At 74.2% G+C, this 24056-nt stretch carries 22 protein-coding genes and 1 tRNA gene; 6 read left to right on the top strand and 17 right to left on the bottom strand.

Annotated elements, in window-relative coordinates:
• Nucleotides 1-74 precede the first annotated feature (74 nt).
• The gene (locus AC5WAM_RS23760) at nt 75-443 is read left to right on the top strand and encodes an SsgA family sporulation/cell division regulator (protein ID WP_366791665.1); all 369 of its coding nucleotides are present in this window, start codon (nt 75-77) and stop codon (nt 441-443) included.
• A 19-nt stretch (nt 444-462) separates the two neighbouring features.
• Here AC5WAM_RS23760 and AC5WAM_RS23755 read toward each other — a convergent pair whose 3' ends face one another.
• Together AC5WAM_RS23755 and AC5WAM_RS23750 are read right to left on the bottom strand one after the other, a co-directional pair.
• On the bottom strand, nt 463-2706 hold the full coding sequence (locus AC5WAM_RS23755) for an MMPL family transporter (protein WP_495518736.1): 2244 nt from the start codon (nt 2704-2706) through the stop codon (nt 463-465).
• A gap of 108 nt (nt 2707-2814) precedes the next feature.
• Nucleotides 2815-3405, bottom strand: a complete 591-nt coding sequence (locus tag AC5WAM_RS23750; RefSeq protein ID WP_495518735.1) for a TetR/AcrR family transcriptional regulator — start codon at nt 3403-3405, stop codon at nt 2815-2817.
• A gap of 201 nt (nt 3406-3606) precedes the next feature.
• On the opposite strand from AC5WAM_RS23750, the gene AC5WAM_RS23745 reads away from it, so the two are divergent.
• Together AC5WAM_RS23745 and AC5WAM_RS23740 are read left to right on the top strand one after the other, a co-directional pair.
• Nucleotides 3607-6882 (top strand): S41 family peptidase, encoded by a 3276-nt coding sequence (locus AC5WAM_RS23745; RefSeq protein ID WP_495518734.1) that lies wholly within the window; start codon nt 3607-3609, stop codon nt 6880-6882.
• A 92-nt stretch (nt 6883-6974) separates the two neighbouring features.
• On the top strand, nt 6975-7160 hold the full coding sequence (locus AC5WAM_RS23740) for a hypothetical protein (RefSeq protein WP_144003910.1): 186 nt from the start codon (nt 6975-6977) through the stop codon (nt 7158-7160).
• Between the two features lie 388 nt (nt 7161-7548).
• Here the strand turns inward: AC5WAM_RS23740 and AC5WAM_RS23735 are convergent, their stop codons facing one another.
• The 3 genes from AC5WAM_RS23735 to AC5WAM_RS23725 are packed head-to-tail and all read right to left on the bottom strand — an operon-like array spanning nt 7549 to nt 10903.
• Nucleotides 7549-8424 (bottom strand): SDR family oxidoreductase, encoded by an 876-nt coding sequence (locus tag AC5WAM_RS23735; RefSeq protein ID WP_495518733.1) that lies wholly within the window; start codon nt 8422-8424, stop codon nt 7549-7551.
• The gene (locus tag AC5WAM_RS23730) at nt 8421-9362 is read right to left on the bottom strand and encodes an alpha/beta fold hydrolase (protein WP_495518732.1); all 942 of its coding nucleotides are present in this window, start codon (nt 9360-9362) and stop codon (nt 8421-8423) included. The genes AC5WAM_RS23735 and AC5WAM_RS23730 overlap by 4 nt, the downstream gene beginning before the upstream one ends.
• Nucleotides 9359-10903, bottom strand: a complete 1545-nt coding sequence (locus AC5WAM_RS23725; protein WP_495518731.1) for a flavin-containing monooxygenase — start codon at nt 10901-10903, stop codon at nt 9359-9361. Before AC5WAM_RS23725 ends, AC5WAM_RS23730 begins: the two co-directional genes overlap by 4 nt.
• 231 nt (nt 10904-11134) lie before the next feature.
• Between AC5WAM_RS23725 and AC5WAM_RS23720 the strand changes: the two genes are divergently transcribed.
• The gene (locus AC5WAM_RS23720) at nt 11135-11761 is read left to right on the top strand and encodes a MerR family transcriptional regulator (protein ID WP_366791706.1); all 627 of its coding nucleotides are present in this window, start codon (nt 11135-11137) and stop codon (nt 11759-11761) included.
• Nucleotides 11762-11856: 95 nt separating this feature from the next.
• On the opposite strand, the gene AC5WAM_RS23715 is transcribed toward AC5WAM_RS23720, so the two are convergent.
• Together AC5WAM_RS23715 and AC5WAM_RS23710 are read right to left on the bottom strand one after the other, a co-directional pair.
• Entirely contained in the window at nt 11857-12876 is a 1020-nt protein-coding gene (locus tag AC5WAM_RS23715) for a DUF6528 family protein (RefSeq protein WP_366791658.1), read from the bottom strand.
• Nucleotides 12877-13034: 158 nt separating this feature from the next.
• A complete protein-coding gene (locus AC5WAM_RS23710) occupies nt 13035-13823 on the bottom strand; it encodes an exodeoxyribonuclease III (protein WP_366791657.1) in 789 nt (262 codons plus the stop codon).
• A gap of 75 nt (nt 13824-13898) precedes the next feature.
• Here AC5WAM_RS23710 and AC5WAM_RS23705 point away from each other — a divergent pair, with 75 nt between their 5' ends.
• Nucleotides 13899-14378, top strand: coding sequence for a GNAT family N-acetyltransferase (locus AC5WAM_RS23705; protein WP_366791656.1), 480 nt, complete (start codon nt 13899-13901; stop codon nt 14376-14378).
• 283 nt (nt 14379-14661) lie between these two features.
• Here the strand turns inward: AC5WAM_RS23705 and AC5WAM_RS23700 are convergent, their stop codons facing one another.
• From AC5WAM_RS23700 to AC5WAM_RS23690, 3 genes are all read right to left on the bottom strand, one after another.
• On the bottom strand, nt 14662-15879 hold the full coding sequence (locus AC5WAM_RS23700; RefSeq protein WP_495518730.1) for a sensor histidine kinase: 1218 nt from the start codon (nt 15877-15879) through the stop codon (nt 14662-14664).
• A 13-nt stretch (nt 15880-15892) separates the two neighbouring features.
• Nucleotides 15893-16357 carry a hypothetical protein gene (locus AC5WAM_RS23695; protein WP_495518729.1) on the bottom strand — a complete coding sequence of 155 codons (465 nt, stop codon included), beginning with the start codon at nt 16355-16357 and terminating at the stop codon, nt 15893-15895.
• 83 nt (nt 16358-16440) lie between these two features.
• Complete coding sequence (locus AC5WAM_RS23690; RefSeq protein ID WP_366791653.1) at nt 16441-17148, bottom strand: FMN-dependent NADH-azoreductase; 708 nt, start codon at nt 17146-17148, stop codon at nt 16441-16443.
• 76 nt (nt 17149-17224) lie between these two features.
• Here AC5WAM_RS23690 and AC5WAM_RS23685 point away from each other — a divergent pair, with 76 nt between their 5' ends.
• Nucleotides 17225-18118 (top strand): sigma-70 family RNA polymerase sigma factor, encoded by an 894-nt coding sequence (locus AC5WAM_RS23685; protein WP_495518728.1) that lies wholly within the window; start codon nt 17225-17227, stop codon nt 18116-18118.
• A gap of 79 nt (nt 18119-18197) precedes the next feature.
• On the opposite strand, the gene AC5WAM_RS23680 is transcribed toward AC5WAM_RS23685, so the two are convergent.
• The 7 genes from AC5WAM_RS23680 to galU form a co-directional block, all read right to left on the bottom strand.
• Nucleotides 18198-18271: transfer RNA gene (locus tag AC5WAM_RS23680), tRNA-Ala, on the bottom strand.
• 113 nt (nt 18272-18384) lie between these two features.
• On the bottom strand, nt 18385-19668 hold the full coding sequence (sepX, locus tag AC5WAM_RS23675) for a divisome protein SepX/GlpR (protein ID WP_495518727.1): 1284 nt from the start codon (nt 19666-19668) through the stop codon (nt 18385-18387).
• 305 nt (nt 19669-19973) lie between these two features.
• Nucleotides 19974-20597 carry a GNAT family N-acetyltransferase gene (locus tag AC5WAM_RS23670; protein ID WP_366791705.1) on the bottom strand — a complete coding sequence of 208 codons (624 nt, stop codon included), beginning with the start codon at nt 20595-20597 and terminating at the stop codon, nt 19974-19976.
• A complete protein-coding gene (locus tag AC5WAM_RS23665; protein ID WP_138960200.1) occupies nt 20594-21127 on the bottom strand; it encodes a MogA/MoaB family molybdenum cofactor biosynthesis protein in 534 nt (177 codons plus the stop codon). The genes AC5WAM_RS23670 and AC5WAM_RS23665 overlap by 4 nt, the downstream gene beginning before the upstream one ends.
• Nucleotides 21124-21615, bottom strand: a complete 492-nt coding sequence (gene moaC / locus AC5WAM_RS23660) for a cyclic pyranopterin monophosphate synthase MoaC (RefSeq protein ID WP_366791650.1) — start codon at nt 21613-21615, stop codon at nt 21124-21126. The genes AC5WAM_RS23665 and moaC overlap by 4 nt, the downstream gene beginning before the upstream one ends.
• A gap of 131 nt (nt 21616-21746) precedes the next feature.
• Nucleotides 21747-23123: a molybdotransferase-like divisome protein Glp gene (glp, locus tag AC5WAM_RS23655; protein ID WP_495518726.1), complete on the bottom strand. Its 1377-nt coding sequence runs from the start codon at nt 23121-23123 to the stop codon at nt 21747-21749.
• 3 nt (nt 23124-23126) lie between these two features.
• Nucleotides 23127-24029: a UTP--glucose-1-phosphate uridylyltransferase GalU gene (galU, locus tag AC5WAM_RS23650; RefSeq protein WP_172384844.1), complete on the bottom strand. Its 903-nt coding sequence runs from the start codon at nt 24027-24029 to the stop codon at nt 23127-23129.
• Nucleotides 24030-24056 lie beyond the last annotated feature (27 nt).

Raw genomic sequence — 24056 nt, 5'->3', positions numbered from 1 at the left:
ATATCTGTACATATGCGACATTGGGGAGAGGGCCTCCGCCTGTGTGCGGGCCGGGACGACGAGAGGACAGAGCCATGTCAGTGGTCGAACAAGTCACCCGGGCCCACCTCGTCACCGACTCCCCCGACGACCACGTCGTCGTCCCCGTCGCCCTGCGGTACGACCCGCAGGCCGACCCGCGCTCGGTGCGCATCGGCCTGCCCGGCACGGTGGCCGCGGACCACCCCGGATCACCCGACTGGGTCCTCGACCGCGACCTCCTGGAGCGGGGGCTGAGGGCCCCGGCGGCCGACGGCGACGTACGGATCTGGCCGTGCGGGCGGGTGCAGGCGGTGGTGGAGTTCCACACGCCGAAGGGCGTGGCGGTCGTGCAGTTCGACTCGTCCGCGCTGGTGCGCTTCCTTCGTCGTACGTACACGGCCGCCACGCCGGTCAGTCACTGAGCGCCCGGGGGCGCGGGCGTCACACGCCCACGGGCTCCCGCCGCTCCTCGCGGTCGCCGCCGGCCGGGGGCGCCATGTCCTTCAGGCCCTCGCCCTCGACGTCCACGTTCGGCAGCGCCCGGTCGAGCCAGCGCGGCAGGCTCCAGGCCTTGCGGCCGAGGAGCGCGAGCACCGCCGGGACGATCGCCATGCGCACGATGAACGCGTCGAAGAAGACCGCGATCGCGAGGCCGAAGCCGATCATCTTGACCATCTGCTCGCCGGAGCCGATGAAGCCCGCGAAGACGGCGATCATGATGACGGCGGCCGCCGTCACGACCCGCGCGCCGTACTTGAAGCCGGTGACGATCGCGTCCTCGGGGCTCTCCCCGTGGACGTACGCCTCGCGCATGCGGGTCACCAGGAACACCTCGTAGTCCATCGCGAGGCCGAAGACGACGCCCACCATGAAGATCGGCATCATGCTCATGATCGGGCCGGTCTGCTCCACGCCGAACAGCGAGCCGAGCCAGCCCCACTGGAAGACCGCGACCACGGCGCCGAGCGCGGCGAGCACCGAGAGCAGGAAGCCGAGCGCCGCCTTGAGCGGGACGAGGACCGAGCGGAAGACGACGATCAGGAGCAGGAAGGCGAGGCCCACGACCAGCGCGAGGTAGGGGACCAGCGCGTCGTTGAGCTTCTGCGAGACGTCGATGTTCATGGCCGTGGTGCCGGTGACCATGACGTCGGCGCCGCTGTCGGCCTTGACGTCCGCGGCCTCGGCGCGGATGGCGTGGACGAGGTCCTCGGTCTCGGTGCCGCTCGGCTTGGAGGACGGCACGACGCTGATGATCGCGGTGTCGCCCGCCTTGTTGAACACCGGCGGGCTCACGCTGAGCACGTCGTCCAGGCCGCCGATCTTCTTGGCGACGGCGGCGGCCTCGCCCTTGGGGTCGGCGACGCCCTTGAGGTCGGTGACGGTCATCAGCGGGCCGTTGTAGCCGGGGCCGAAGCCGTCCGCGATGAGGTCGTAGGCCTTGCGCTGGGTGGTGGAGGCGGGCTGTGCGCCGTCGTCGGGCAGGCCGAGTTCGAGGCCGGCCACCGGCACGGCGGCGGCGCCGAGGCCCAGCACGCCGAGCAGCAGGACGGCGAGCGGGCGGCGGACCACGAAGCGGGCCCAGCGGGTGCCGAGGTTCTCCTTCGCGGGCGCGGCGGACTCCGCGGCCCGCGGCGCGGCCTTCCTGCCGCGGCCGAACCGCTTGCCCTTCGTGCCCGCGGGCCTGACCTTGCGGCCCGCGTACCCGAGCAGCGCCGGGACCAGGGTGAGCGCGATCAGGACGGCGATGGCGACCGTGCCGGCCGCCGCGACGCCCATCTTGGTGAGCATCGGGATGTTGACGACCGCGAGGCCGACCAGCGCGATGACCACCGTCAGACCGGCGAAGACCACGGCGGAGCCCGCCGTGCCGACGGCCCGGCCCGCCGCGTCCTCGCGGTCGCGGCCCTCGGCCAGCTCGGCGCGGTAGCGCGAGACGATGAACAGGGCGTAGTCGATGCCGACCGCGAGGCCGATCATCATGGCGAGCGTCGACGTGGTCGTACCGAGGTCGAGCGCGCTGGCGAGCGCGGTGATCGACGAGACGCCGATGCCGACGCCGATCAGGGCGGTGAGCAGCGGGAGCCCGGCCGCCACGAGCGAGCCGAAGGTGATGACAAGGACGACGGCGGCCACGGCGATGCCGATGACCTCCGTGGCGCCGGTGTGCGGCACGGCCTGGAGCGCGTCACCGCCGACCTCGACGGTCATGCCGCCGGTGCGGGCCTTGTCGGTGGTCTTCTCCAGGGCGTCCCGGCTGTCGTCGGACAGCTCCATGGAGGTGACCTTGTACGTCACCGACGCGTAGGCCGTGGTGCCGTCCTTGGAGACCGTCTTCGCCGCGAACGGGTCGTCGGCGCGCGCCACCTGGTCCGACCCTGACGCGAGCGCGCCCACGGTCTTGGAGATCGCGGCCTTGTTGTCCGGATCGGTGACCTTCTGGCCGTCCGGGGCCTTGAACACCACCCGGGCGCTCGCGCCGTCGGCGCTGGCCTCGGGGGCGCGCTTCTCCAGGAGGTCGAAGGCCTGCTGGGCCTCCGTGCCCGGGATCGAGAAGGAGCTCGACGCTGCAGTCGGCGCGGAGGCGGCGCCCACTCCGGCGAGGGTCAGGAGCGCCACCCAGATCAGGGCGACGAAGTGCCGTCGCCGGAAGGCGATTCGGCCTAGTTTGTACAGGAACGTGGCCACGAGGGGGTACTCCCGGTCAGGTCGTGGGGTGGCTACAGGGCAGGGGGGATCGGCCCGACGACGTGAGCGACTCGCGTCAGGTGGAACGTCCTTCGAGGAGGTGCCGGGTCAGACGCCGAGGGCGGGGAGGATCACGGCGTCGATGTACGTGATGAGGAACTCCTGGTCGACCGTGCGCTCCTCGATGAGCTCACGGGCGGCGAAGCCGCCGACCAGCATGTGGATGACGTACTCAAGGGCCGGGTTGTCCGCAGCGACCTCGCCGCGCTCCACCGCGCGCCGCAGCATCGCGTCGAGCCCGGTGAGCTCCGGCTCGATGAGCAACTGGCGCAGCGCCTGGTGGAGTTCGGGATTGCCGTGGATGGCGTGGAACAGACCGCGCATCAGGGCGTGGTCCTGCTCCATCTTGCAGTCGTCCTGGAGGGTCGCCATGCGCATGAGGTCGCCGCGCAGCGAACCGGTGTCGATGTCCGCGAGGGACGCCGGCTTGTTGTGCCTGAGCGCCCGCGCGACGAGCTCCGGCTTGCCGCCCCACTGGCGGTAGAGCGTGGCCTTGCTGGAGCGGGTGCGGGTGGCGACGGCGTCCATCGTGAGGTTCTCGTAGCCCACCTCGCGCAGCAGGTCGAGCACGGCCTCGTACAGCTCCGCCGCGCGCTCGGGGGAGATCCGGCTGCGCCGGGCCGTCGCCGTGTCCGCCATGGCCGTCGCCTTTCCTTTCACTGGTTGCCCCGCACACTGTACGCGGATCCCGTATCGAAACGAAACGGTTTCGTTCATGAACTGGGTCACACACATCCAGCCCGTCCGGCGATTGAGGACGAGGCGCGCAGCGCCAATGAGGGGGAAAGGGGCGAAGCCCCATAAGTTGCAGCGACCGGCGCGCCGGAAAAGCATGGGGGCGTGCCCCAGGCGTACCTCCGCTTCCCCCACATCAGCGGCGACCGGCTCTGCTTCGTCGCCGAGGACGACCTGTGGGTGGCCCCGCTCGCCGCGGCGGGCGCCCCGCCGGGCCGGGCCTGGCGGGTGACGGCCGACCGCACCAAGCTCGGCCACCCCCGCTTCGCCCCGGACGGCCGCCACATCGCGTACACGAGCTGGCGCAGCCTCGACCCGGAGATCCACCTCGCGCCGGTGGACGGCGGGGCCGCGCGGCGGCTGACCTACTGGGGCTCCCCGGACACCCGCGTCTGCGGCTGGACGCCCGACGGGCAGATCCTCGCCGTGTCCTCGCACGGCCAGCCCTTCTCGCACTTCTGCTGGGCCTACAGCGTGCCCACCGACGGCTCCCCCGGCGGCAAGCTGCCCTGGGGCCCGGTCCACGACATCGCCGTCGACGACCGCGACGGCGAGCGCAAGACGCTGCTCCTGACCGGCAAGCCGCCGCACGAGCCCGCCGCCTGGAAGCGCTACCGGGGCGGCGCCACGGGCCGTCTGTGGCTGCACGGCGAGCACATCCTGAAGGACCTCGAAGGGCATCTGGACGCGCCCATGTTCGTGGCCGGGCGCATCGCGTTCCTCTCCGACCACGAGGGCGTCGGCAACCTCTACTCGTGCCTGCCCGACGGCAAGGACCTGCGGCGCCACACCGACCACGACGCCTTCTACGCCCGGCACGCGGCCAGCGACGGCACCCGCGTCGTCTACCAGTGCGCGGGCGAGATCTGGCTCGTCGAGGACCTGGCCCCCGACGCGGTGCCGCGCCGCGTCCCGGTGACCCTCGGCGGCCCGCGCGCGGGCCGGCGCACCTACCAGGTGCCCGCCGCCCACCACGTCGACGCGCTCTCCGTGGACACCACGGGACGGGCGAGCGCGGTCGTGGTCCGGGGCAGCCTGTACTGGCTGACCCACCGCGACGGCCCCGCCCGCACCATCGCCGACACCCCCGGCGTCCGCGTCCGGCTCCCCGAGATGCTCGGCACCGGCGGACAGGTCGCCTACGTCACCGACGCCGAGGGCGAGGACGCGATCGAGATCGCCCATCTGCCCCGGGCCAGCGGCGAGCGCGCGCCGCGCCGCCTCGCCTCCGGGGAGCTCGGCCGGGTCCTGGAGCTGGTGTCCGACCCCGACGGCGAGCGACTCGCGATCGCCTCGCACGACGGGCGGCTGCTCCTGGTCACCGTGTCCGACGAAGCGGCTGCCGCGGGCACGGAGGACTCCGACGGCGAGGTCACCGAGCTGATCCGGTCCCTCAACGGACCGGTGCGCGACCTCGCCTTCTCCCCCGACGGCGCCTGGCTCGCCTGGTCGCACCCCGGCATCGGCCGCTCCCTGCGGCAGATCAAGCTGGCCCGGATCGAGGGCCCGGGGGCACGCACGGTCATCGACGTCACCAACGGCCGCTTCGAGGACGAGAACCCGGTGTTCACCCGGGACGGCCGCTATCTCGCCTTCCTGTCCTGGCGCGGCTTCGACCCCGTCTACGACGTGCACACCGGCGACCTGTCCTTCCCGCTCGGCTGCCGCCCCTACCTCGTGCCGCTGTCCTCCGCCACGCCCTCCCCCTTCGCGCTCCTTCCGGACGGGCGGCCCGCGGCGGGCGGGCTCGACCCGGACGACGACGAGTCCCGGGACGGGCAGGTGACCGTGGAGGCGGAGGGCCTGGAGAGCCGCGTGACGCCGTTCCCGGTGGCGGCGTCCAAGTACTCGGCGCTGTACCCGGTGAGCGGCGGCGGCCTGGTGTGGCTGCGCTGGCCGATCTCGGGCGCCCTCGGCGAGACCTTCGCCAACCCGGCCGACACCTCGGGGCGGCCGACCCTTGAGTACTTCAACATCACCAAGGCCAAGAAGTCCGAACTCGTCGACCACCTCGACTGGTTCGCGCTCAGCGGCGACGGCAGCAGGCTCGTCGTCGTCGACGAGGGCGAGCTGCGGGCCGTGCCGTCCACGGAGTCCGGCGACGGCGACACCACGGTCTGGATCGACCTGCGGCGCATCCTGCACGAGGTCGACCCGGCCGCCGAGTGGCGCCAGTCCTTCGAAGAAGCGGGCCGGCTGATCCGCGCCTACTTCTGGGACCCCGGGATGTGCGGCATCGACTGGGACGCCGTTCTCGACCAGTACCGGCCGCTCGTGGAACGCGTCGCGTCCCCCGACGAGTTCGCCGACCTGCTCCGGGAGGTCCTCGGCGAGCTGGGCACCTCCCACGCGTACGTGACCGCCGCCCGGCGCAACGAGGGGCCCGCCCACTACCAGCGCGCCATCGGCCTGCTCGGCGCCAACCTCGTGCGCCGCGACGACGGCTGGACGGTGAAGCGCATCCTGCCCGGCGAGTCCTCCGACTCCAAGGCGCGCTCCCCGCTCGCCGGTTCGGGCATCCGGGAGGGCGCCGTGCTCACCCACGTGGACGGGCGCCCGGTGGACCCGGTGACCGGACCGTCCCCGCTGCTCGCGGCGGCGGGCGGGACCACCGTGGAGCTGACCTTCAAGCCCGCCGGGGGCGAGGGCCGCGCCCGGCGCGTCGCCGTCGTCCCGCTGATCGACGAGCGGCCGCTGCGCTACCAGGACTGGGTCGCCAAGCGCCGCGGCGTCGTACGGGACCTCAGCGGCGGCAAGTGCGGCTATCTGCACATCCCCGACATGGGCGGCTCCGGATGGGCCCAGTTCAACCGCGATCTGCGCCTGGAGGTCTCCCGGCCCGCGCTGATCGTCGACGTGCGCGGCAACGCGGGCGGGAACATCAGCGAACTCGTCGTGGAGAAGCTGACCCGCAAGATCCTCGGCTGGGACCTCACGCGCGACGCGCAGCCCGTGTCGTACGCCTCCAGCGCGCCCCGGGGCCCCGTGGTGGCCCTCGCGGACGAGGCGACCTCGTCCGACGGCGACATGATCACCGCCGTGTTCAAACTCCTCGGGCTCGGGCCCGTGGTGGGGCAGCGGACCTGGGGCGGCGTCGTCGGCATGACCGGGCGGCACGCTCTCGGCGACGGCACGGTGATCACCGTGCCGATGAACGCGGGCTGGTTCGACGCGTACGGCTGGGGCGTGGAGAACCACGGCGTCGAGCCCGACCTCGCCGTGCTGCGCACCCCGCTCGACTGGGCCGAGGGGCGCCACGCCCAGCTCGACGACGCGGTGCGGCTCGCGCTCGACCTCCTCGCCGCGCGCCCCGCGGCCGTCCCTCCCGGGTACGACGACGTGCCCGACCGGCGGCGGCCGCCGCTGCCGCCGCGCGCGTGAGCGGAGCGTAACTGTCCGACATGCGTGGGATGTCGGCCCGTGTCAGGCTGGTCGAGGCCCAATCCCCTCACCCACATTGGGAGTGAACCTTCATGGGCATCAAGGACCAGTTCCAGGACAAGGCGCAGGAGCTCTCCGAAAAGGCCAAGCAGGCCGCGCAGCGGGGGCGCAGCGAGGCCGGCGAGCGGTCCTCGCAGGCGCGCGAGCAGTCGCAGGAGTCCCTGGACGACGCACAGCGGGAGGCGGAGGACCGGTTCAACCGGGACTACGACGCGTAACGCTGCGCTGTGCTTGGGCGGGTGGGCGCCCCTGCCGCTACCGCGGCAGGGTTTCGCCCACCCGCCCACCCGTGTCTCCCCAGCCTTGCGAGGCCGGGCCCCGACGCGGAGCGCTGCCGCCGGGTGGGTGGGTCCGCCGCTGCCGCGGCGGGGCTTCCCGCCCGCCCACCCGGAGCTCCGCGGCCTCGCCGGGCCAGGTGGGGGCGGGCGGGTGGGGGCGGGCGGGTGGGACCGCCCCGCTGCCCGCTGCCCGCTGCCCGCTGTCCGCTGTCCGCTGTCCGCTGTCCGCTGTGGGCAATCGTCCCGCAGGGCGGGACGGGTGGGCACAGCGCCGAGGTGCCGCCCAGCCGTACCACCGGGGCCCGAGGCCCAGGCGCCGCCCGGCCCCTCAGTGCGGGCGGATGGCCTCGTCCGCGGTGCCGCCCGCGCCGACCAGGCCCCTGGACACCTGGCCGAGCCGCGGCTCAAGGCGCCGCATCTCGCGCTGCCCGACCCCCGCGATGATCCCGGGCAGATAGGGCCGCACCCCCTGCAACCCCCGCAGCCACCACTGCCCGTAGACATGGGCGGAGCGCCGCTCGATGCCCGCCACGAGCCGGTCGACCGCGGGCCCCAGCGGATAGGTCTTGTTGGAGGGCCACGGCAGCCGCTGCCGCAACTCCCGCATCACGTCGTCCTGGTCGGCCCCCCGCACCATGTCGGTGTCCGTCCAGGACAGATACCCGACCCCCACCTTCACGCCCTTGTACCCGACCTCGGCCCGCAGCGCGTGCGCGTACGCCTCCACGCCGGACTTGGACGCGCAGTACGCGGTCATCATCGGCGCCGGGGTCATCGCCGCGAGCGAGGCGATCTGCAACAGATAGCCTCGGCTCTCGGCGAGCACGGGCAGGAACGCCCGCGCCGTCACCGCGCTGCCGATCAGATTGACCTCGATGACCCGCCGCCAGGCGACGGGGTCGGAGTCCATGAAGGGCCCGCCGCTGGCGACGCCCGCGTTGGCGACCACGACGTCGGCCTTGCCGAAGCGCTCCTTGACCTCCGCGGCCACCCGCGCCATCGCCCCGTGGTCGGTGACGTCCGCGTACCAGAAGTCGCTCTCGGTGTGCAGCCGCCCGCTGACCTGCTTCAGCTCCTCCGGCTCCAGGCCGACGAGCGCGACGCGCGCGCCGCGTGCCGACAGCTTGCGGGCGAGGAGTTCCCCGACCCCCCGCGCCGCCCCGGTGACGACCGCGACCTGCCCCTCCAGGCTGACCCTGCTCACGCGCCCTCCTTCAGTCGTACGGATGTTCCGTCCAGGTACGTGTCGGCGAGGTCCGCGACGGCCCGCGTCACCGCCTCCGGTGCCTCCACCGGCGTCATGTGTCCGATGCCGACCAGCTCGGTCAGGCCGGTGCAGTGCGGCAGCGCCGCCGCGAGCCGCCGCGCGTGGACGAGGGGCGTCAGCCGGTCCGCGGTCCCGGCGAGCACGGCCGTGGGCACCGTCAGGTCGGCGAGCCCGGCGTCGAGCCCGAGGCCGTCGAGCACGTGCGCCCAGCGGTACCGCGGCACGCGCGGGCACGCGTGCACGATCCGCGCGCACGCCTCGACCCGCTCGGGGGCCGAACCGGGGCCCATCGTCGCGTACTTGAGCAGCCTGCGGGCGAACGGCGTGACCGGGCCCAGCGGCGCCCGCGCGGCGAGCACCCGCCGGGTGAGCAGGGTCCGTGCCGCGCCCGCCCGCAGCGGCAGCACCGTCGACTCCGCGACCAGGCGGGAGCTGCCCGTGCTGCACAGCAGCGCCGCCGCCGCGTGCGCGCGCACCCCTGGCCGCGCGGCCGCCGCCATCAGCGTCATGCCGCCCATGGAGTGCCCGACGAGCACCGCCCGCTCGCCGGGCGCGAGGGTCGCGGCGAGCACGGCCTCCAAGTCGTCGGCGAGCGCCCGCGTGCTGTATCCGGCGGCCTCCACCGGCGCTTCGCTGCGTCCGTGCCCGCGCTGGTCGTACGCGATGACGCGGCGCGTGGCCGACAGGGCGCGGAGCTGCGCGGCCCAGAACGCGGTCGAGCAGGTCCAGCCGTGGACGAGGACCACGGCGGGCGCGCCCTCGGGCCCGTGCGCCTCGACGTGCAGCCGGGTGCCGTCGGCCGACACGGCGCTCAGCTCGCGCGCGGGTACGGGCGGCGCGAACGGGCCGGCCAGGACGTGCGCCCGGCCCCTCACGCGGAGACCTCAAGCGCGCGGCCGCCCCGGGCGGCGGGGACCGGGGCCGGGGGCCGCAGCACCTCGTACTCGTTCAGGTCCACGCTGCGCGTCGCCGCGCGGAACTCCGTCGTGGTGCCGGGCCAGACCGTCGTGTTGACGCCGTTGGCGTCCAGGTACCAGCTCGTGCAGCCGCCGGTGTTCCACACGGTGCGCTTCATGCGCTCCTGGACGCGGCGGTTCCACGCGTTGACGGCGCTCGGCCGGGCGGCGAGGGCGGCCCGGCCGCCGAGGACGTCCAACTGCCGCAGGTAGTCGGCCAGGTAGTTCAGCTGGGACTCGATCATGAGGATCATGGAGGAGTTGCCCAGGCCCGTGTTCGGGCCGATGACGGTGAGGAAGTTGGGGAAGCCCGCCGCGGTCGCGCCGCGCAGCGCCTTCATGCCGTCCTTCCAGGTCTCCATGAGCGTCCTGCCGTCGTCGCCCACCACGCGGTCGGCGATCGGCATGTCCGTGACGTGGAAGCCGGTGCCGAAGACGATCGCGTCGACCTCGGCCTCGGTGCCGTCGGCGGCCACGACCGTGGAGCCGCGCACCTCCGCGAGGCCGCTCGCGACCACGTCCACGTGCGGCTGCGCGAGCGCCGGGTAGTAGCTGTTGGACAGCAGGATCCGCTTGCAGCCGATGCGGTACGTCGGGGTCAGCTTGGCGCGCAGCTCCGGGTCCTTGATGGCGCGCGCCATGTTCCGCTTGGCGATGCTCTCGACCAGGCCCAGCTCGTTCGGCCGCTTGGTGAACGCCTGCACCTGGAGCTCGCGGATGCCCCACAGCAGGCCGCGCCGCAGCTGCGTGGTGAAGGGCAGCTGGCGGTGCAGCCAGCGCTCGGCCCCGGTGATGTCCCGGTCCGCGCGCGGCATGACCCACGGCGGCGTGCGCTGGAAGAGCGTGAGGCGGCGTACGTCGCGCTGGATCTCCGGCACGATCTGGATCGCGGACGCCCCGGTGCCGATCATCGCGACGCGCTTGCCGCGCAGGTCGTAGTCGTGGTCCCAGCGGGCGGAGTGGAAGACCTTGCCGGGGAAGGTGTCGAGGCCCGGGATGTCGGGCGTCTTCGGGTCGGACAGCGGCCCGGTGGCGGAGACCACGACGTCGGCGGTGAGGTGCCCCCGGCTGGTCTCCAGCTCCCACAGCAGCCGCTCGCCGTTCCAGCGCGCCCCGCGGACCTCGGTGTCGAGGCGGATGTGCGGCCGCAGCCGGAAGGTGTCGGCGACCCGTTCCAGGTAGTCCCAGATGTGCTCCTGGCCGGAGAAGGTGCGCGGCCAGTCGGGGTTGGGCGCGAAGGAGAACGAGTACAGATGGGACGGCACGTCGCAGGCGCAGCCCGGATAGCTGTTGTCGCGCCAGGTGCCGCCGACCGCGCCCGCGCGCTCCAGGACGACGAAGTCGGTGACGCCCTCGCGGCGCAGTCGCACGGCGGCCCCGAGGCCGCCGAACCCGGATCCGATCACCGCCACCCGGACGTGCTCGTGCGCCTTGTCGCGTACCCGCTTGCGCTCGGCCATGCCGCCGCCTCCCGAAGTCCATGACTCTGCCAGTAATCGCTGGCACAATCGGAGCGTAGAGCAGCTCCGTACTCATGGGTAGGGGGCGACGGAGGAAAGTTACCGACGGTAGGGCTCGGGCCTGCACATAGGGTGCGGGTTGTGGCGGGAGACGGGGCGGACGCGGTGACGGACGGAACGGCAGGGGCGGCGGGCACGGGCGAGGGCCGACCGCCGGTGCGCGAGTACCGCATGGACGAACTCGCCGCGGCGGCCGGGATCACCGTGCGCACCGTGCGCTTCTACCGCGAGCGCGGCCTCATCCCGCCCCCGCGCCGCGAGGGCCGCATCGCCTGGTACGACGACCACCACCTGGCCCGCCTGCGCACCATCGCCGCCCTGCTCGAGCGCGGCCACACCCTCCAGGGCATCGCCGAGCTGGCCGAGGCCTTCGAGAAGGGCCGCGACGTGGCCGAGCTCCTCGGCATCGACGGCCCGTCGGAGGAGACCCCGGTCCGCCTCACCCCCGAGGAGCTGGCCGACCGCTTCGCGGGCCAGGTCACCCCGGAGAACCTGGCGGCCGCGATGGAGCTCGGCTATCTGGGCACCGACGGCGACGACATCGTGCACATCAGCAACCGCCTGCTCGACGCCTCGGCCGCCCTGGTGCGCAAGGGCATACCGCTGGCGTCCGTCATGGAGGCGGGCCAGCGCATCCGCGAACACGCCGACGCGCTGGCCGAGTTGTTCGTCGCGTTCACCGTCGAGCACGCCGCCGAGCACCCGGAGGTCACCGCGGACGAGCTGCGCCCGCTCGCCAAGAGCGTGGTGGAGGCGGAGCTCTCCCTGGCCCTCGACCGGCGCCTGAACCGGCCCTGAACCGGCCTGAACCGGCCCTGAGGCCGCCCGCCCCGGCCCGGCGGCCCGCTCGGCCCCGGTCGGCCCAGTGGACCCGCTCAGCCCGGTCGGCCCGCTCAGCTCGGCAGCCACCAACGCGCCTTGTAGATCCCCCCGTTGACCAGGTGATAGCTGCCGCTCGGCCGGTGCACGCTGACCCGCGTCGTCCACCAGGTCTCCCCCAGGCCGCCTTCCGGCACGGTGCTGAGCACCTGCCCGGTGCGCGGGTCGTTGCCGACCGCCTTCACCTTGTCCCGGTCGATCAGCTCGTGGCCCGGGTAGTCACGCACGAAGGCTCCCGTCCGCTTCTCGTACTGGAAGACCGCCGTGTTGGTCGTCACCCAGAGCCGCCCCGGCCGCCCCGCCACCGGGAACAGGTCGTGACCGCCCGCCGTCCGCCCCGGCACGGCCACCGGCAGCGGCGTCGCGGACGTCCGGGTGAGCGCGGGCCGCGCGGGCTCCCCGCCGACCTCGTACGTCACCAGCTCGTCGTCGCCGATCGCCCACAGGACGCGCCGCGCCCGGTCCCAGTGCAGGCCGTGCGCGCCCTTGAGGCTCGCCTGCGCGTACCGCGTGGCGTCCGGCCCGCAGGAGGCGGCGTACAGGCGCACCTGCGCGCCGGTGCTGCACGCGACCGCCACGTTGCCGTCGGGCAGCAGCTCGGCGGAGTGCGGGTTGAACAGGTCGTCGCCGGGGCCGATCGCGGTCCCCCAGTAGCGGCGGCCCGACGGGAACTCCACGGCGGCCACGAACCCGAAGGACGCCGTCGTCAGGACCAGCGTGCGGCCCCGCAGCCGCCGCGGCCTCGCCTCGCACGGGTAGACCCAGCTCGCCTCGGGCCGCAGGTCCGCGTAGCGCGGGTCGCCGAGCGGCGAGAACTGCCAGCGCACGACGGACGGATCGGCGGCCGGGTCCCACTCCCGCCGCCTCGGGTCGAGGACGAGCAGGCGCCTGCTCGCCTGCTCGGTGACGAGCACGGGCGGGGTGCCCGCGGGCACCCCGCGCGGCGCGGCCCCGGCCGCGGCGGGTGCCGCCCCCAGCGCGCCCGCGGCGCCCGCCCCGATCAGAAAACTCCGTCTGGAAAGACCAGCAGCCATGAAGCCCCCTCGTCCGACCGGCAGTTGACGCGCTTGCCGTGTACGCGTCCGCAATCTGCCATGCCGCACGGAGCCGGGACAGCCCTCCGCCGGACCTTTCACCGGCGGTTCGCCCGGAGGGCGCAAGCGGGCCCCTCCCGCGACCCGGACGGCCGGGCCTACTCGTAGACGACGGTCACCGGGGCGTGGTCCGACCAGCGCTCGTCGTGCGTCGCGGCCCGCTCGACGAAGCCCTTCACCGCGCGGTCCACGAGGCCGGGCGTCGCGACGTGGTAGTCGATGCGCCACCCCGAGTCGTTGTCGAAGGCGCGGCCCCGGTAGGACCACCACGAGTACGGGCCCTCGACGTCCGGGTGCAGGACGCGCATGACGTCGCCGAACTCGGCGAACACCTCCGACATCCAGGCGCGCTCCTCCGGCAGGAAGCCGGAGTTCTTCTTGTTGCCGCGCCAGTTCTTGAGGTCCGCCTCCTGGTGGGCGATGTTCCAGTCGCCGCAGACGAGGACCTCGCGGCCGTCGGCGGCGGCCCGCGCCTTCAGGTCCTTCAGATACGCGAGGAACTCCCCCATGAACCGGATCTTCTCGTCCTGCCGCTCGGTGCCGACCTCGCCCGAGGGCAGATACAGGCTCGCGACCGTGACACCAGGCAGGTCCGCCTCCACATAGCGCCCGCTCCCGTCGAACTCGGCGGACCCGAAGCCGACCCGCACGCGCTCCGGCTCCCGCCGCGTGTACAGCGAGACGCCCGCGCGGCCCTTCGCCGCGGCCGGGGCGTGCGTCACGTGCCAGCCCTCGGGCGCGCGCACCTCGTCCGGCAGCTGGTGCGGCTCGGCCCGCACCTCCTGGAGGCACAGCACGTCGGCGCCGGTGCCGTCGAGCCACTCCACGAACCCCTTCTTGGCGGCGGCCCGCAGCCCGTTCACATTCACGCTGGTCACAGTGAGCATCCCGGCACCCTACCGGCACACTGGAGGCGACCGTCGCAGCCACCACACCATCTGCATAGGGATACGATTCACAGCATGGACATACGCCGGGTCGCCTTCGACCACCCCGACGCCGTGAAGCTCAACGACCGTGTCCAGGCCGAGTACGCCGAGCGCTACGGGGACGAGGGCGACGTCACGCCGCTGGACCCGACGATGTTCCGGCCGCCGCGCGGCCTCTACCTCATCGCGTACGACGCCGCGGACGCGCCCGTGGCGACGGGCGGCTGGCGCGTGATGGACGAGAACGGCGAGGGGTACGCGGACGGCGACGCCGAGATCAAGCGCATGTACGTCGTCCCCGAGGCGCGGGGCCTCGGGCTCGCCCGGCGGATCCTGGCCGCCCTGGAGGAGGACGCCCGCGCGGCGGGGCGGGCCCGCATGGTCCTCGAAACCGGCACCAAGCAGCCCGAGGCCATCGCCCTCTACTCCTCCAGCGGCTACGCCCTCTGCGACCGCTTCGGCTACTACCGCTTCCACGACCTGAGCCGCTGCTACGCCAAGCCCTTGCGCTGAGCTCCGCGCCACCCCGGCCCGCACCGGCCCGCGCCGAGCCCGTCGTCCGCCTGCCGGCCCACCGTGGCCGCTCGCGCAGTTCCCCGCGCCGGGCTGGGCTGAGCCGTGCCGTGCCGTCGTCCGCCTGCCGGTCCGTCGTGGCCGCTCGCGCAGTTCCCCGCGCCCCTGACGGGGCCCTCCACGCGCCGGGCAGCGGACGGCCCGCCCCCCTTCCCCGCTGTGGGCAATCGTCCCGCAGGGCGGGACGGGTGGGCACAGCCCACAGCGCCGCTCAGCCGTGTACTCAGCCCCCACCCCCGGAGGGCAGCACGGCGGCGCTGAGGTCAAGCGTCGCCACCGCCCCACCCCCCTCATTGGCGAAGCGCACCGAGGCGCCCAGCACCTCCGCCTGCCCCCGCGCGATCGTCAGCCCGAGCCCCAGCCCCGTCTCCCGCGCCCCCGTGCGAAACCGCTGCGGCCCCCCGGCGAGCAGCGCCTCCGGAAACCCGGCCCCCTGGTCCCGCACGGACACCACACCCCCCTCCACCGCCACCACCACCGGCACCCGCCCGTGCCGCAAGGCGTTGGTGACGAAGTTCGCCACGATCCGCTCGACCCGCCGCGGGTCGGTCTCCACCTCCACGTCCCGCACCACCCGCACGGACACCCCCTCCGCGTCCCCCACCGCCCCGGCCACGGCCCGCCGCACCACGTCCCCGAGCCCGCACACCTCCGTGCGGACCTCCTCGCCCGCCGCGTCGAGCCGCGCCACCTCGATCACGTCGTCGACGAGCTCCCGCAGTCGCCCCGCGGCCTCCCGCACGAGTTCGGCGGGGCGCCCCGGCGGCAGCAGCCCCGCCGCCGTGACCATGCCCGCGACGGGCGTGCGCAGCTCGTGGGCGATGTTCGCGGTGACCTCCCGCTCGGCCCGCAGCCGCGCGGCGAGCGCGTCCGCCATGGTGTTCACGGCGGCGGCGAGCCGGGTGATCTCGTCCTTGCCGTGCAGCGGAAGGCGGGCCGTCAGATCGCCGTCCGCGATCCGCTGCGCCGCGTCCGCCTTCGCGGTGAGCCGGTGCCCGAGGCGCGTCGCGACCAGCAGCCCGGCCACGCACGCGAGGGCGGTGCCGATGCCGCCCGCGGCCCACAGCACCCGGTCCAGATCCCGTACCGTCTCGGTCTCCCAGCGGTAGGGCCACTTCACCGCGACGATCTCGTCGCGGTAGCCGCTGGCCGCCCAGAGCTGCGGCACCTTCCCGCTCCGGTCGAGGAACACGCCCCACTTTCCCGCCCGCGCCGCGTGCGCCAGGGGTCTGGGCAGGTCGGGCGGGTCGATGAGGGTGCGGTCGCCGTCGATCCCGGCCGCGTGGTCCTGCACGGCGGTCCGCAGCCGCTCCCCGGCCTGGCTGCGCGCGCTGTCGTACTGCGCCTCGACGGTGCGGTGGTGCACGAGCAGCCCGATCACCACGGACACCACGGCCGCCGTGCCCGCGATGGCCAGGCCGATCTTCGTCCGCAGTCCCATGGGCGCCCCGGCCTCAGAAGTCCGGCGCCATCAGCCGGATGCCCTGGAACTGCACGTTCACGGCGGCGGGCGGCAGCACCTCGGGCTTCGCGGGCTCGACGGTCGCCCGCCGGTAGTAGGCGGCGGAGTCCTCCCGCTCGACCCCGCTGAGCGTCAGCGTCGCCTCGTACGGCTCCCGGCCGCAGCCCGGCAGGCACCAGCTGCCGCTGAGCCGTCCGGTGGCCCGCGCGGTGGGCCCGCCCCAGTCCTTCCAGCGCAGCGAGGACATGGCCACGTCGTCGGTGACGCCGAAGGCCGTGGGCCGCTGGAGGGGCCGCGCGAGCGCGTCGGCGACGTACACCGGACCGCTGATCCGCGTCGGCCTGAGCGCGGGGCCCTCGACGTGCAGCCCCTCGTGCTCCGCGCAGCCCCCGGCGAGCACGACGGCAAGGACCGTCCCGCCGACGGCTCCGGCACGCCTCCTCCAGCTGCCCCGCATGCGTCAAATGTAACGATCACCCCATTGGTGCACGCGCGGAGACCAGCCGGAGGAGGGACGCCCGGCCCGGGGCCCGCCCGAGCCTAGAACGACTCCGCCAGCGCCCCCACCGCCTCGCGGGCCCCGGCGAGCGACCGCTCCCCGAGCTCGCGGAACCGCCCGAGCGCCGGAATGTCCCCGGCCCGCGTCAGCTCGGCCCGCACCACGCGCAGGTTCTCCTCGGCCACCCCGAGCTGCGCGAAGTACGCCCGCAGGTACGGCAGCTGGAAGTCGCACCCCTCGCGCGGGGTGCCGGGACCGTAGCCGCCCCCGCACGCGGCGGCCACCACCACCCGGGTCCGGGCGAGCAGCGGCCGCCCGCTGTCCGGGTCGACGTACGCGCCGGGGAAGGAGACCCGGTCGATCCAGGCCTTCAGGGCGGCGGAGACGGAGAAGTTGTACATGGGAGCCCCGACGAGCAGCGTCGTGGCCGCCCGCACCTCGGTGACCAGCGGCAGCGTCACCGCCCACTCCCGCTCCTCGGCGGTCCCCTCGGTCAGCGCGGCCACCTTCTCCAGGGGCAGCGCGCCCTGCCGCTCCGCCCGTGTCCCGAGCCGGACGTACCCCTCGCCGACGAGCGGTACGGGCTCCGCGGTCAGGTCCCGGTACCGGTATTCCGCGCCGGGGTGCCGGGCCAGCCAGCCGCGCGCGTACGCGGCGCCGAGGGCGCGGGTCACCGAGCCGTCGCTCCGGTCGGCGCTCGAGTCCAGGTGCAGCAGCACCGGTGCCTGGGTCCGTACGGCCTCATCCATGGTCGTTCACTCCTGTCACCACAAGGTGGTTGGCTACGTCACGGCCCTGACGGAGCGACCCGGGAAAAGGTGACCGATGGACGAGCGGCACGAGGCGGACGGCCTCGCGGACCTCTTCGAGACGCACCGCGGCCGCCTCCGGGCCGTCGCGTACCGCATGCTCGGCTCCGCCGCCGAGGCCGACGACGCCGTGCAGGAGACCTGGCTGCGGCTCGGCCGCACCGACGTCGCGGGCATCGTGAACCTGCCGGGCTGGCTGACCACGGTGGTCTCCCGGGTCTGCCTCGACATGCTGCGCACGCGCGCGTCGCGCCGCGAGGCCTTCCTGTCCGACGAGGGCGCCCTCGACCGCGTCCCCAGCCGGACCACGCCGACCCCCGAGGAAGAGGCCGTCCTGGTCGAGTCCGTGGGGCGCGCCCTGCTCGTGGTCCTGGACACGCTCGGGCCCGCCGAACGGGTCGCGTTCGTGCTGCACGACTCCTTCGCGGTGCCCTTCGACCGGATCGCCCCCATCGTGGAGCGCTCCACCGCCGCCACGAAGAAGCTGGCGAGCCGCGCCCGCCAGAAGGTCCGCGGCACCCCCGCCCTGCCCGACGCGGAGCTGGCCCGGCACCGGCACGTCGTGGAGGCCTTCCTCGACGCGGCCCGCGGCGGCGACCTCACCGCCCTGCTAGCGGTCCTGGCCCCCGACGTCGTCCGCCGCGCCGAGGCCGCGGCGCTGCCCGCGCGCACGCGGCCGGAGATCCGTGGCGCCGACGCCGTCGCCCGCGAGACGATCCTGCTCGCCCGCAACGCCCGGTTCGCGGCCCCGGCCCTGGTCAACGGCCGCCCCGGCCTGGTCGTGGCCCCCCACGGCCGGCTGCGCCTGGCCCTGACCGTCACCATCGAGTCCGGCCGCGTCACGGCGTACGACGTGATCGCCACCCCGTCCCGCCTGCACGCGCTCGACCTCGCGCTCCTGCCGGACTGAGGCCCACCGGGCCCCCGCACGGAGGCCCAACGCAAAGATCCCGCCCGATCTTTCGATCGGGCGGGATCTTCATGTGCAGTGGACCTGAGGGGATTTGAACCCCTGGCCCCCTCGATGCGAACGAGGTGCGCTACCGGACTGCGCCACAGGCCCTTGCAACGAGTGAAACTCTAGCACCCCCACCGGGGTGCTTGGAAATCCGTTCCCCGCTGGTCAGCGAGCGGGACCCCGCGACGGCGCGCCGGGGTCCCGGGGTGTGCCACCGGTCACTCGTTCGCGGCGCGCGGGCGGCCGTCGGCGGAGGCGCCGTCGTCGTACTGGTCGAACAGCGGGGTGCGGCCGCGCTCGCGGGAGCGGCGGGCGGACGCGGCCCTGCGGGCGTCGCTGCGGGCCTCGCCCCCGGCGGCCTCGGCGCGCTCCTCCCGCTCCGGGTGCTCCTGCTCGGCGCGCTCGGCCCCGTCCCGCCCGGCGCGGTCCGCCGCACCGTCCGCGGCCGGTTCCGCCGTGCTCGACCGGGCCGAGCTCCAGGTGTCGGGCGCGCCCAGGTCGACGCTGCCGGTGGCGCGCGGGGCGACCGGGGCCGTCACGTACGTCGGAAGGGGCACCGGGACCGGGTCCCAGCTGTCGCCGCGGGCGGGGCCGTGCCGCCGCTCGCGCTGCTGGTCGACCCACTCGGCGTGGTCGGTCTGCTCGACGAGCGCGCGCCGGTCGGCGGCGAGCGCGGACAGACCGGGGTCGGCCTCCGGGGCGGGCTCCTCGGCGACGGGCTCGGCGCCGCGCTCGGGCCGGCGCGGCTGCCGCTCGCGCAGCTGCCGCGCGGCGGCCTCGGCCCGGCGCCGGTCCATCGTGTACGTGAAGCGCCGCCGCTCCTGGCGGCGCAGATAGACGATGTACGCGCTCAGCAGCGCCGCGGGCACACCGGGCACCCACAGCAGCCCCACGCCGCCGACCGCGGCGACGACCGCGGCGAGCGTGAAGGCGAGGAACAGCATCACCGTGGTGCGGCGGCGGCGCGCGAGGACCTTGGAGCGCCGGGCCCGGGCGGCGGCCTCGGCGGCACCGCGGGCGGCCCGCCGCTCGGCCGCCGCGCCGCGGGGACCCTGGCGGTGGGCCTGCTGCCGGTCGGGGGCCTGTCGGTCGGTGCCCTTGCGCCGGTCCGCGGCGTCCGGCGCGGACGGCTGCCGGCCGTGCGGCTCCGTGTCCACGCCCGCCTGGGACCGGGGCCGTTGCCGTCCCGTCGCCCGGCCGCGGGGCTCGGTCGCCACGTCCTCGTCCGGGAGCATGGCGAAGGCCCGGACGTCCACCGAGTCGGTGGCGGCGTCCGGTTCGGCGCGCGACTCCTCCTCGGACGAGTCGGACGTACGCGCGCGCAGGTCCTTGGCGTATCGGCGCTCCATGCCCGCCCGTCCGGACAGCAGCCGGATGGCGGTGCTGAAGCGTTCCGTCGGACGGGCTTCATTGAGCTCGTCCTGCCTACGGAGCCACATCGGCACCAAGTAGGCGGCCCAGGCCCCGACGATGACTGCGTAGAAGAGGCCGCTGCTGCTCACGCCTCACACGGTAGAGGGGTTTTGTCGAGGCCATCCGCCAATTGGGCCGGTGTGTCGCACGATCTGGCTGATATCTCAAACTTTTTTTGCGACTGGTGCGATCAACAGGCCGTTCCCGCAAGGAATTTAACGATCGCTCACCGAGCAATTTCGAACAGGTATTTCATTTATGAGAGAGGCAGCATCCGCGCCCCGCGGCCGCCGCGGGGCGCCAACTCGCCCCGTCCGCGCGCCAAAGCGCCCAGGTGAGCACCCTCTCGACCGCTCCGCGCGAGCCGTCGCACCTGCGCCGCGCACACGCTCCGCTACGCGGTGTGCCGTGGCCGGGCCCGGTGCCAGCGGTGCAGCAGGCCCTCCGGGACCTCCTCCGCGGTGAGCGCGAACACCAGGTGGTCGCGCCAGGCCCCGTCGATGTGAAGATATCGTGGACGAAGCCCCTCCTCGCGGAATCCGAGTTTCTCCACGACCCGGCGGCTCGGCGCGTTCTCCGGCCGAATGCAGACCTCGACGCGGTGCAGCCCGACCGTCCGGAAGCAGTGGTCGACCACGAGCGCCACGGCGGTCGGCATCACCCCGCGCCCCGCGACGGACTCGTCCACCCAGTACCCGACGTGCCCGGAGCACATCGAGCCCCAGGTGATCCCGGCGACCGTCAACTGCCCGACGAGCCGCCCCTGGTACTCGATGACGAACGGCAGCATCCGGCCCGCGTTGGCCTCCGCCCGCAGGTGCCGGACCATCTGGCGGTACGTGGGCCGGTGCGCGACCGGGCCGCCGGGCGTGGGCGGCGGGATCGTGGCCTCCCAGGGGCGCAGCCAGTCGCGGTTGCGCCGGTTGACCTCGCGCCAGGCGCGCTGGTCACGCAGCTTTATGGGGCGGAGGGTGACATCACCGTCCGTCAGCTCGGCGGGCCAGCTGGGGGTGTTCAGCTCGCACCCCCGTCGGTTCTCGGATGGTCGCCGCCGCGCAGCTGGTCGACGGCGTGCCGCAGGAGCGGCCCGAGGACCGCGAGGCCGTCGCGCACCCCGCCGCTGGAGCCGGGCAGGTTCACGATCAGGGTGCGGCCCGCGACCCCGGCCAGGCCCCGGGAGAGCGCGGCCGTGGGCACCTTCTCGCGGCCGTACGCCCGGATCGCCTCCGGGATGCCCGGCACCTCGTGGTCGAGGACGCCGCGGGTCGCCTCGGGCGTGCGGTCGGTGGGCGAGACGCCGGTGCCGCCGGTGGTGAGGATGACGTCGTACCCGGCCTCGACCCCGGCGCGCAGGGCCCGCGCCACGGGGTCGCCGTCGGGCACCACCCGGGGGCCGTCGACGGCGAAGCCGAGCGCGGCGAGCCCCTCGGCGAGGATCGGTCCACCCGTGTCGGCGTAGACGCCGGCGGCGGCGCGGTTGGACGCGGTGACGACGAGTGCGCGGTACGGGGCCGGGGAGCCCGGGGCGGCGCCGGTGGAGGCGCTCACGCGCCCTCCTCCTCGCGGCTCCAGGTGCCGGACTTGCCGCCCGTCTTCTCCTCCACCCGTACGTCCGTGATGACGGCCCCCTTGTCGACGGCCTTCACCATGTCGACGACCGTGAGCGCGGCGACGCTCACCGCCGTGAGGGCTTCCATCTCCACGCCCGTGCGGTCCGTCGTCTTCACGGTGGCGGTGATCTCCACGGCGTCGTCGGCGACGGACAGGTCGAGCTTCACCCCGGAGACGGCCAGCGGGTGGCAGAGCGGGATCAGGTCGGGCGTGCGCTTGGCGCCCATGATGCCCGCGATCCGGGCGGTCGCCAGGGCGTCGCCCTTCGGGACGCCCTCGCCGCGCAGCAGCTCGATCACGCGTGGCGCGACCAGGACGCGCCCGCTCGCCCGCGCGGTGCGCGCGGTCACGTCCTTCTCCGATACGTCGACCATGCGGGCGGCACCCGCTTCGTCGATGTGCGTCAGTCCCTGCTGGGTGCTCATGTGCTGTGGCGCTCCTGGTCCGGACCCCGCGCGGGCGCGCGGCCTGCTGTGCGCGACACCGTACCGCCCGTCCGGCGCGCGCGGTCGCCCCACCCGAGGCCGACGCCCCTCGTCCCCGCCCGGGGCGGGCGTCAGCCGAGGAGCACCACGTCGACCTCGGCGCCCGGCTCGACCGACGTCGTGTCCTCGGGGACGACGATCAGCGCGTCCGCCTGCGCGAGGGCGGCGACGAGGTGCGACCCGCTGCCGCCGACGGGTGTCACCGTGCCCGCGTCCGCGTCGTGGCGGCCGCGCAGGAACTGGCGCTTCCCGGACGGCGACACGAGCGCCTCGGCGGCGCTCAGCCGGGCCCGGACGGTGGCCCTGTGCACGTCCGGCAGGCCCATCAGGGTGCGCACGGCGGGCCGTACGAAGACCTCGAAGGAGACGTACGACGACACGGGGTTGCCCGGCAGGGCGAGCAGCGGGGTGTGGTCGGGGCCGATCGAGCCGAAGCCCTGCGGCTTGCCGGGCTGCATGGCGAGCTTGCGGAACTCCACGCCGCCGCCCGCCCCGAGGCCCTTCTCGTCGTCCGGGTCGCCGATGGCGCAGAGGGCCTCCTTGACGACGTCGTACGCGCCGACGCTGACGCCGCCGGTGGTGACCACGAGGTCGGCGCGGATGAGCTGGTCCTCGATGGTGGAGCGCAGGGTCTCCACGTCGTCGGCGACGGCGCCCACCCGGTAGGCGATCGCCCCGGCCTCGCGGGCGGCGGCGGTGAGGGAGAAGCTGTTGGAGTCGTAGATCTGACCGTCGGCCAGTTCCTCACCGGGCTGGACCAGTTCGCTTCCGGTGGACAGGACGACCACGCGCGGGCGCGGGCGCACCGTGACCGTGCCCCGGCCGATCGCGGCGAGCAGGGCGATCTGCGGGGCGCCGAGGACCGTGCCCGCGGTCAGGGCGCGGTCGCCCGCCCGCACGTCGCTGCCCCGGGCGCGGACGTGGGCACCGGGCTTCGCCGGGCGGTACACCCGGACCTCCCCGGAGGCGCCCTCGGGGGCGGCGCTGTGGGCGCGCATCCCGGAGACCGGGCCCTCGCCGAGCCCGCCGTCGGTCCACTCCACGGGCACGACCGCCTCGGCGCCGGGCGGCAGCGGGGCACCGGTCATGATGCGGGCGGCCTGGCCGGGGCCGACGGTGGGCTGCTCGCCCTGCCCGGCGGCGACGTCGCCGACGACGGTCAGGACGGCGGGGAACTCCTCGCCCGCGCCCGCGACGTCGGCGGCCCGGACCGCGTACCCGTCCATGGAGCTGTTGTCGAAGGGCGGCAGCGACACGGGCACCGTGACGTCCTCGACCAGGACGCAGCCCTGGGCGTCGAGGAGCTGGAGCTCGATGGGCTCCAGCGGGCGGACGGCCGCCAGGACGTCCTCCAGGTGCTCGTCCACCGACCACACGTGCTCCTGGCCGGTGTCCTGCCCGCGGGGCGCCCCGGTGCCGTCGTGCGTCGTCGTGCCGCTGCTGCTCAAGTGCTACATCTCCTCGGTGACGTAACTGCGGAGCCAGGCCTTGAAGTCGGGGCCCAGGTCTTCACGTTCGCACGCGAGTCTGACAATGGCACGCAGATAGTCGCCGCGGTCGCCGGTGTCATAGCGGCGGCCCTTGAAGACCACGCCGTGCACGGGACCGCCGACCTTCTCGTCGGCGGCGAGCTGCTGGAGGGCGTCGGTCAGCTGGATCTCACCGCCGCGGCCCGGCTCGGTCTTGCGCAGTATGTCGAAGATGTGCGGATCGAGGACGTACCGGCCGATGATCGCGTAGTTCGAGGGGGCGTCCGCCACGTCCGGCTTCTCGACCAGGTCGGTGACCTTCACGACGTCGCCCTCGTCGGTGGCCTCGACCGCAGCGCAGCCGTAGAGGTGGATCTGCTCGGGCGCGACCTCCATGAGCGCGATGACGCTGCCGCCGCACCGGTCCTGGATCTCGACCATGCGGGCGAGCAGCGGGTCGCGCGGGTCGATCAGGTCGTCGCCCAGGAGCACCGCGAAGGGCTCGCGGCCCACGTGCGGGGCGGCGCACAGGACGGCGTGACCGAGGCCCCTGGGGTCGCCCTGACGGACGTAGTGCATGGTGGCCAGGTCGCTGGACTCCTGGACCTTCGCGAGCCGGGATTCGTCGCCCTTCTTCTCCAGGGCGGACTCCAGCTCGTAGTTGCGGTCGAAGTGGTCCTCCAGGGGACGCTTGTTGCGGCCCGTGATCATGAGGACGTCGTCCAGGCCCGCGGCGACCGCCTCCTCCACCACGTACTGGATCGCCGGCTTGTCGACGACCGGCAGCATTTCCTTGGGCGTGGCCTTGGTGGCGGGCAGGAAGCGCGTGCCAAGACCAGCTGCGGGGATGACAGCCTTGGTGATCTTGGGGTGAGACTCAGTCATGCCCGTCACCATATCCGGTGCCTATGC

Source organism: Streptomyces sp. JLYT201 (assembly GCF_059448825.1).
This window is presented reverse-complemented; position numbering and strand designations above follow the sequence as displayed.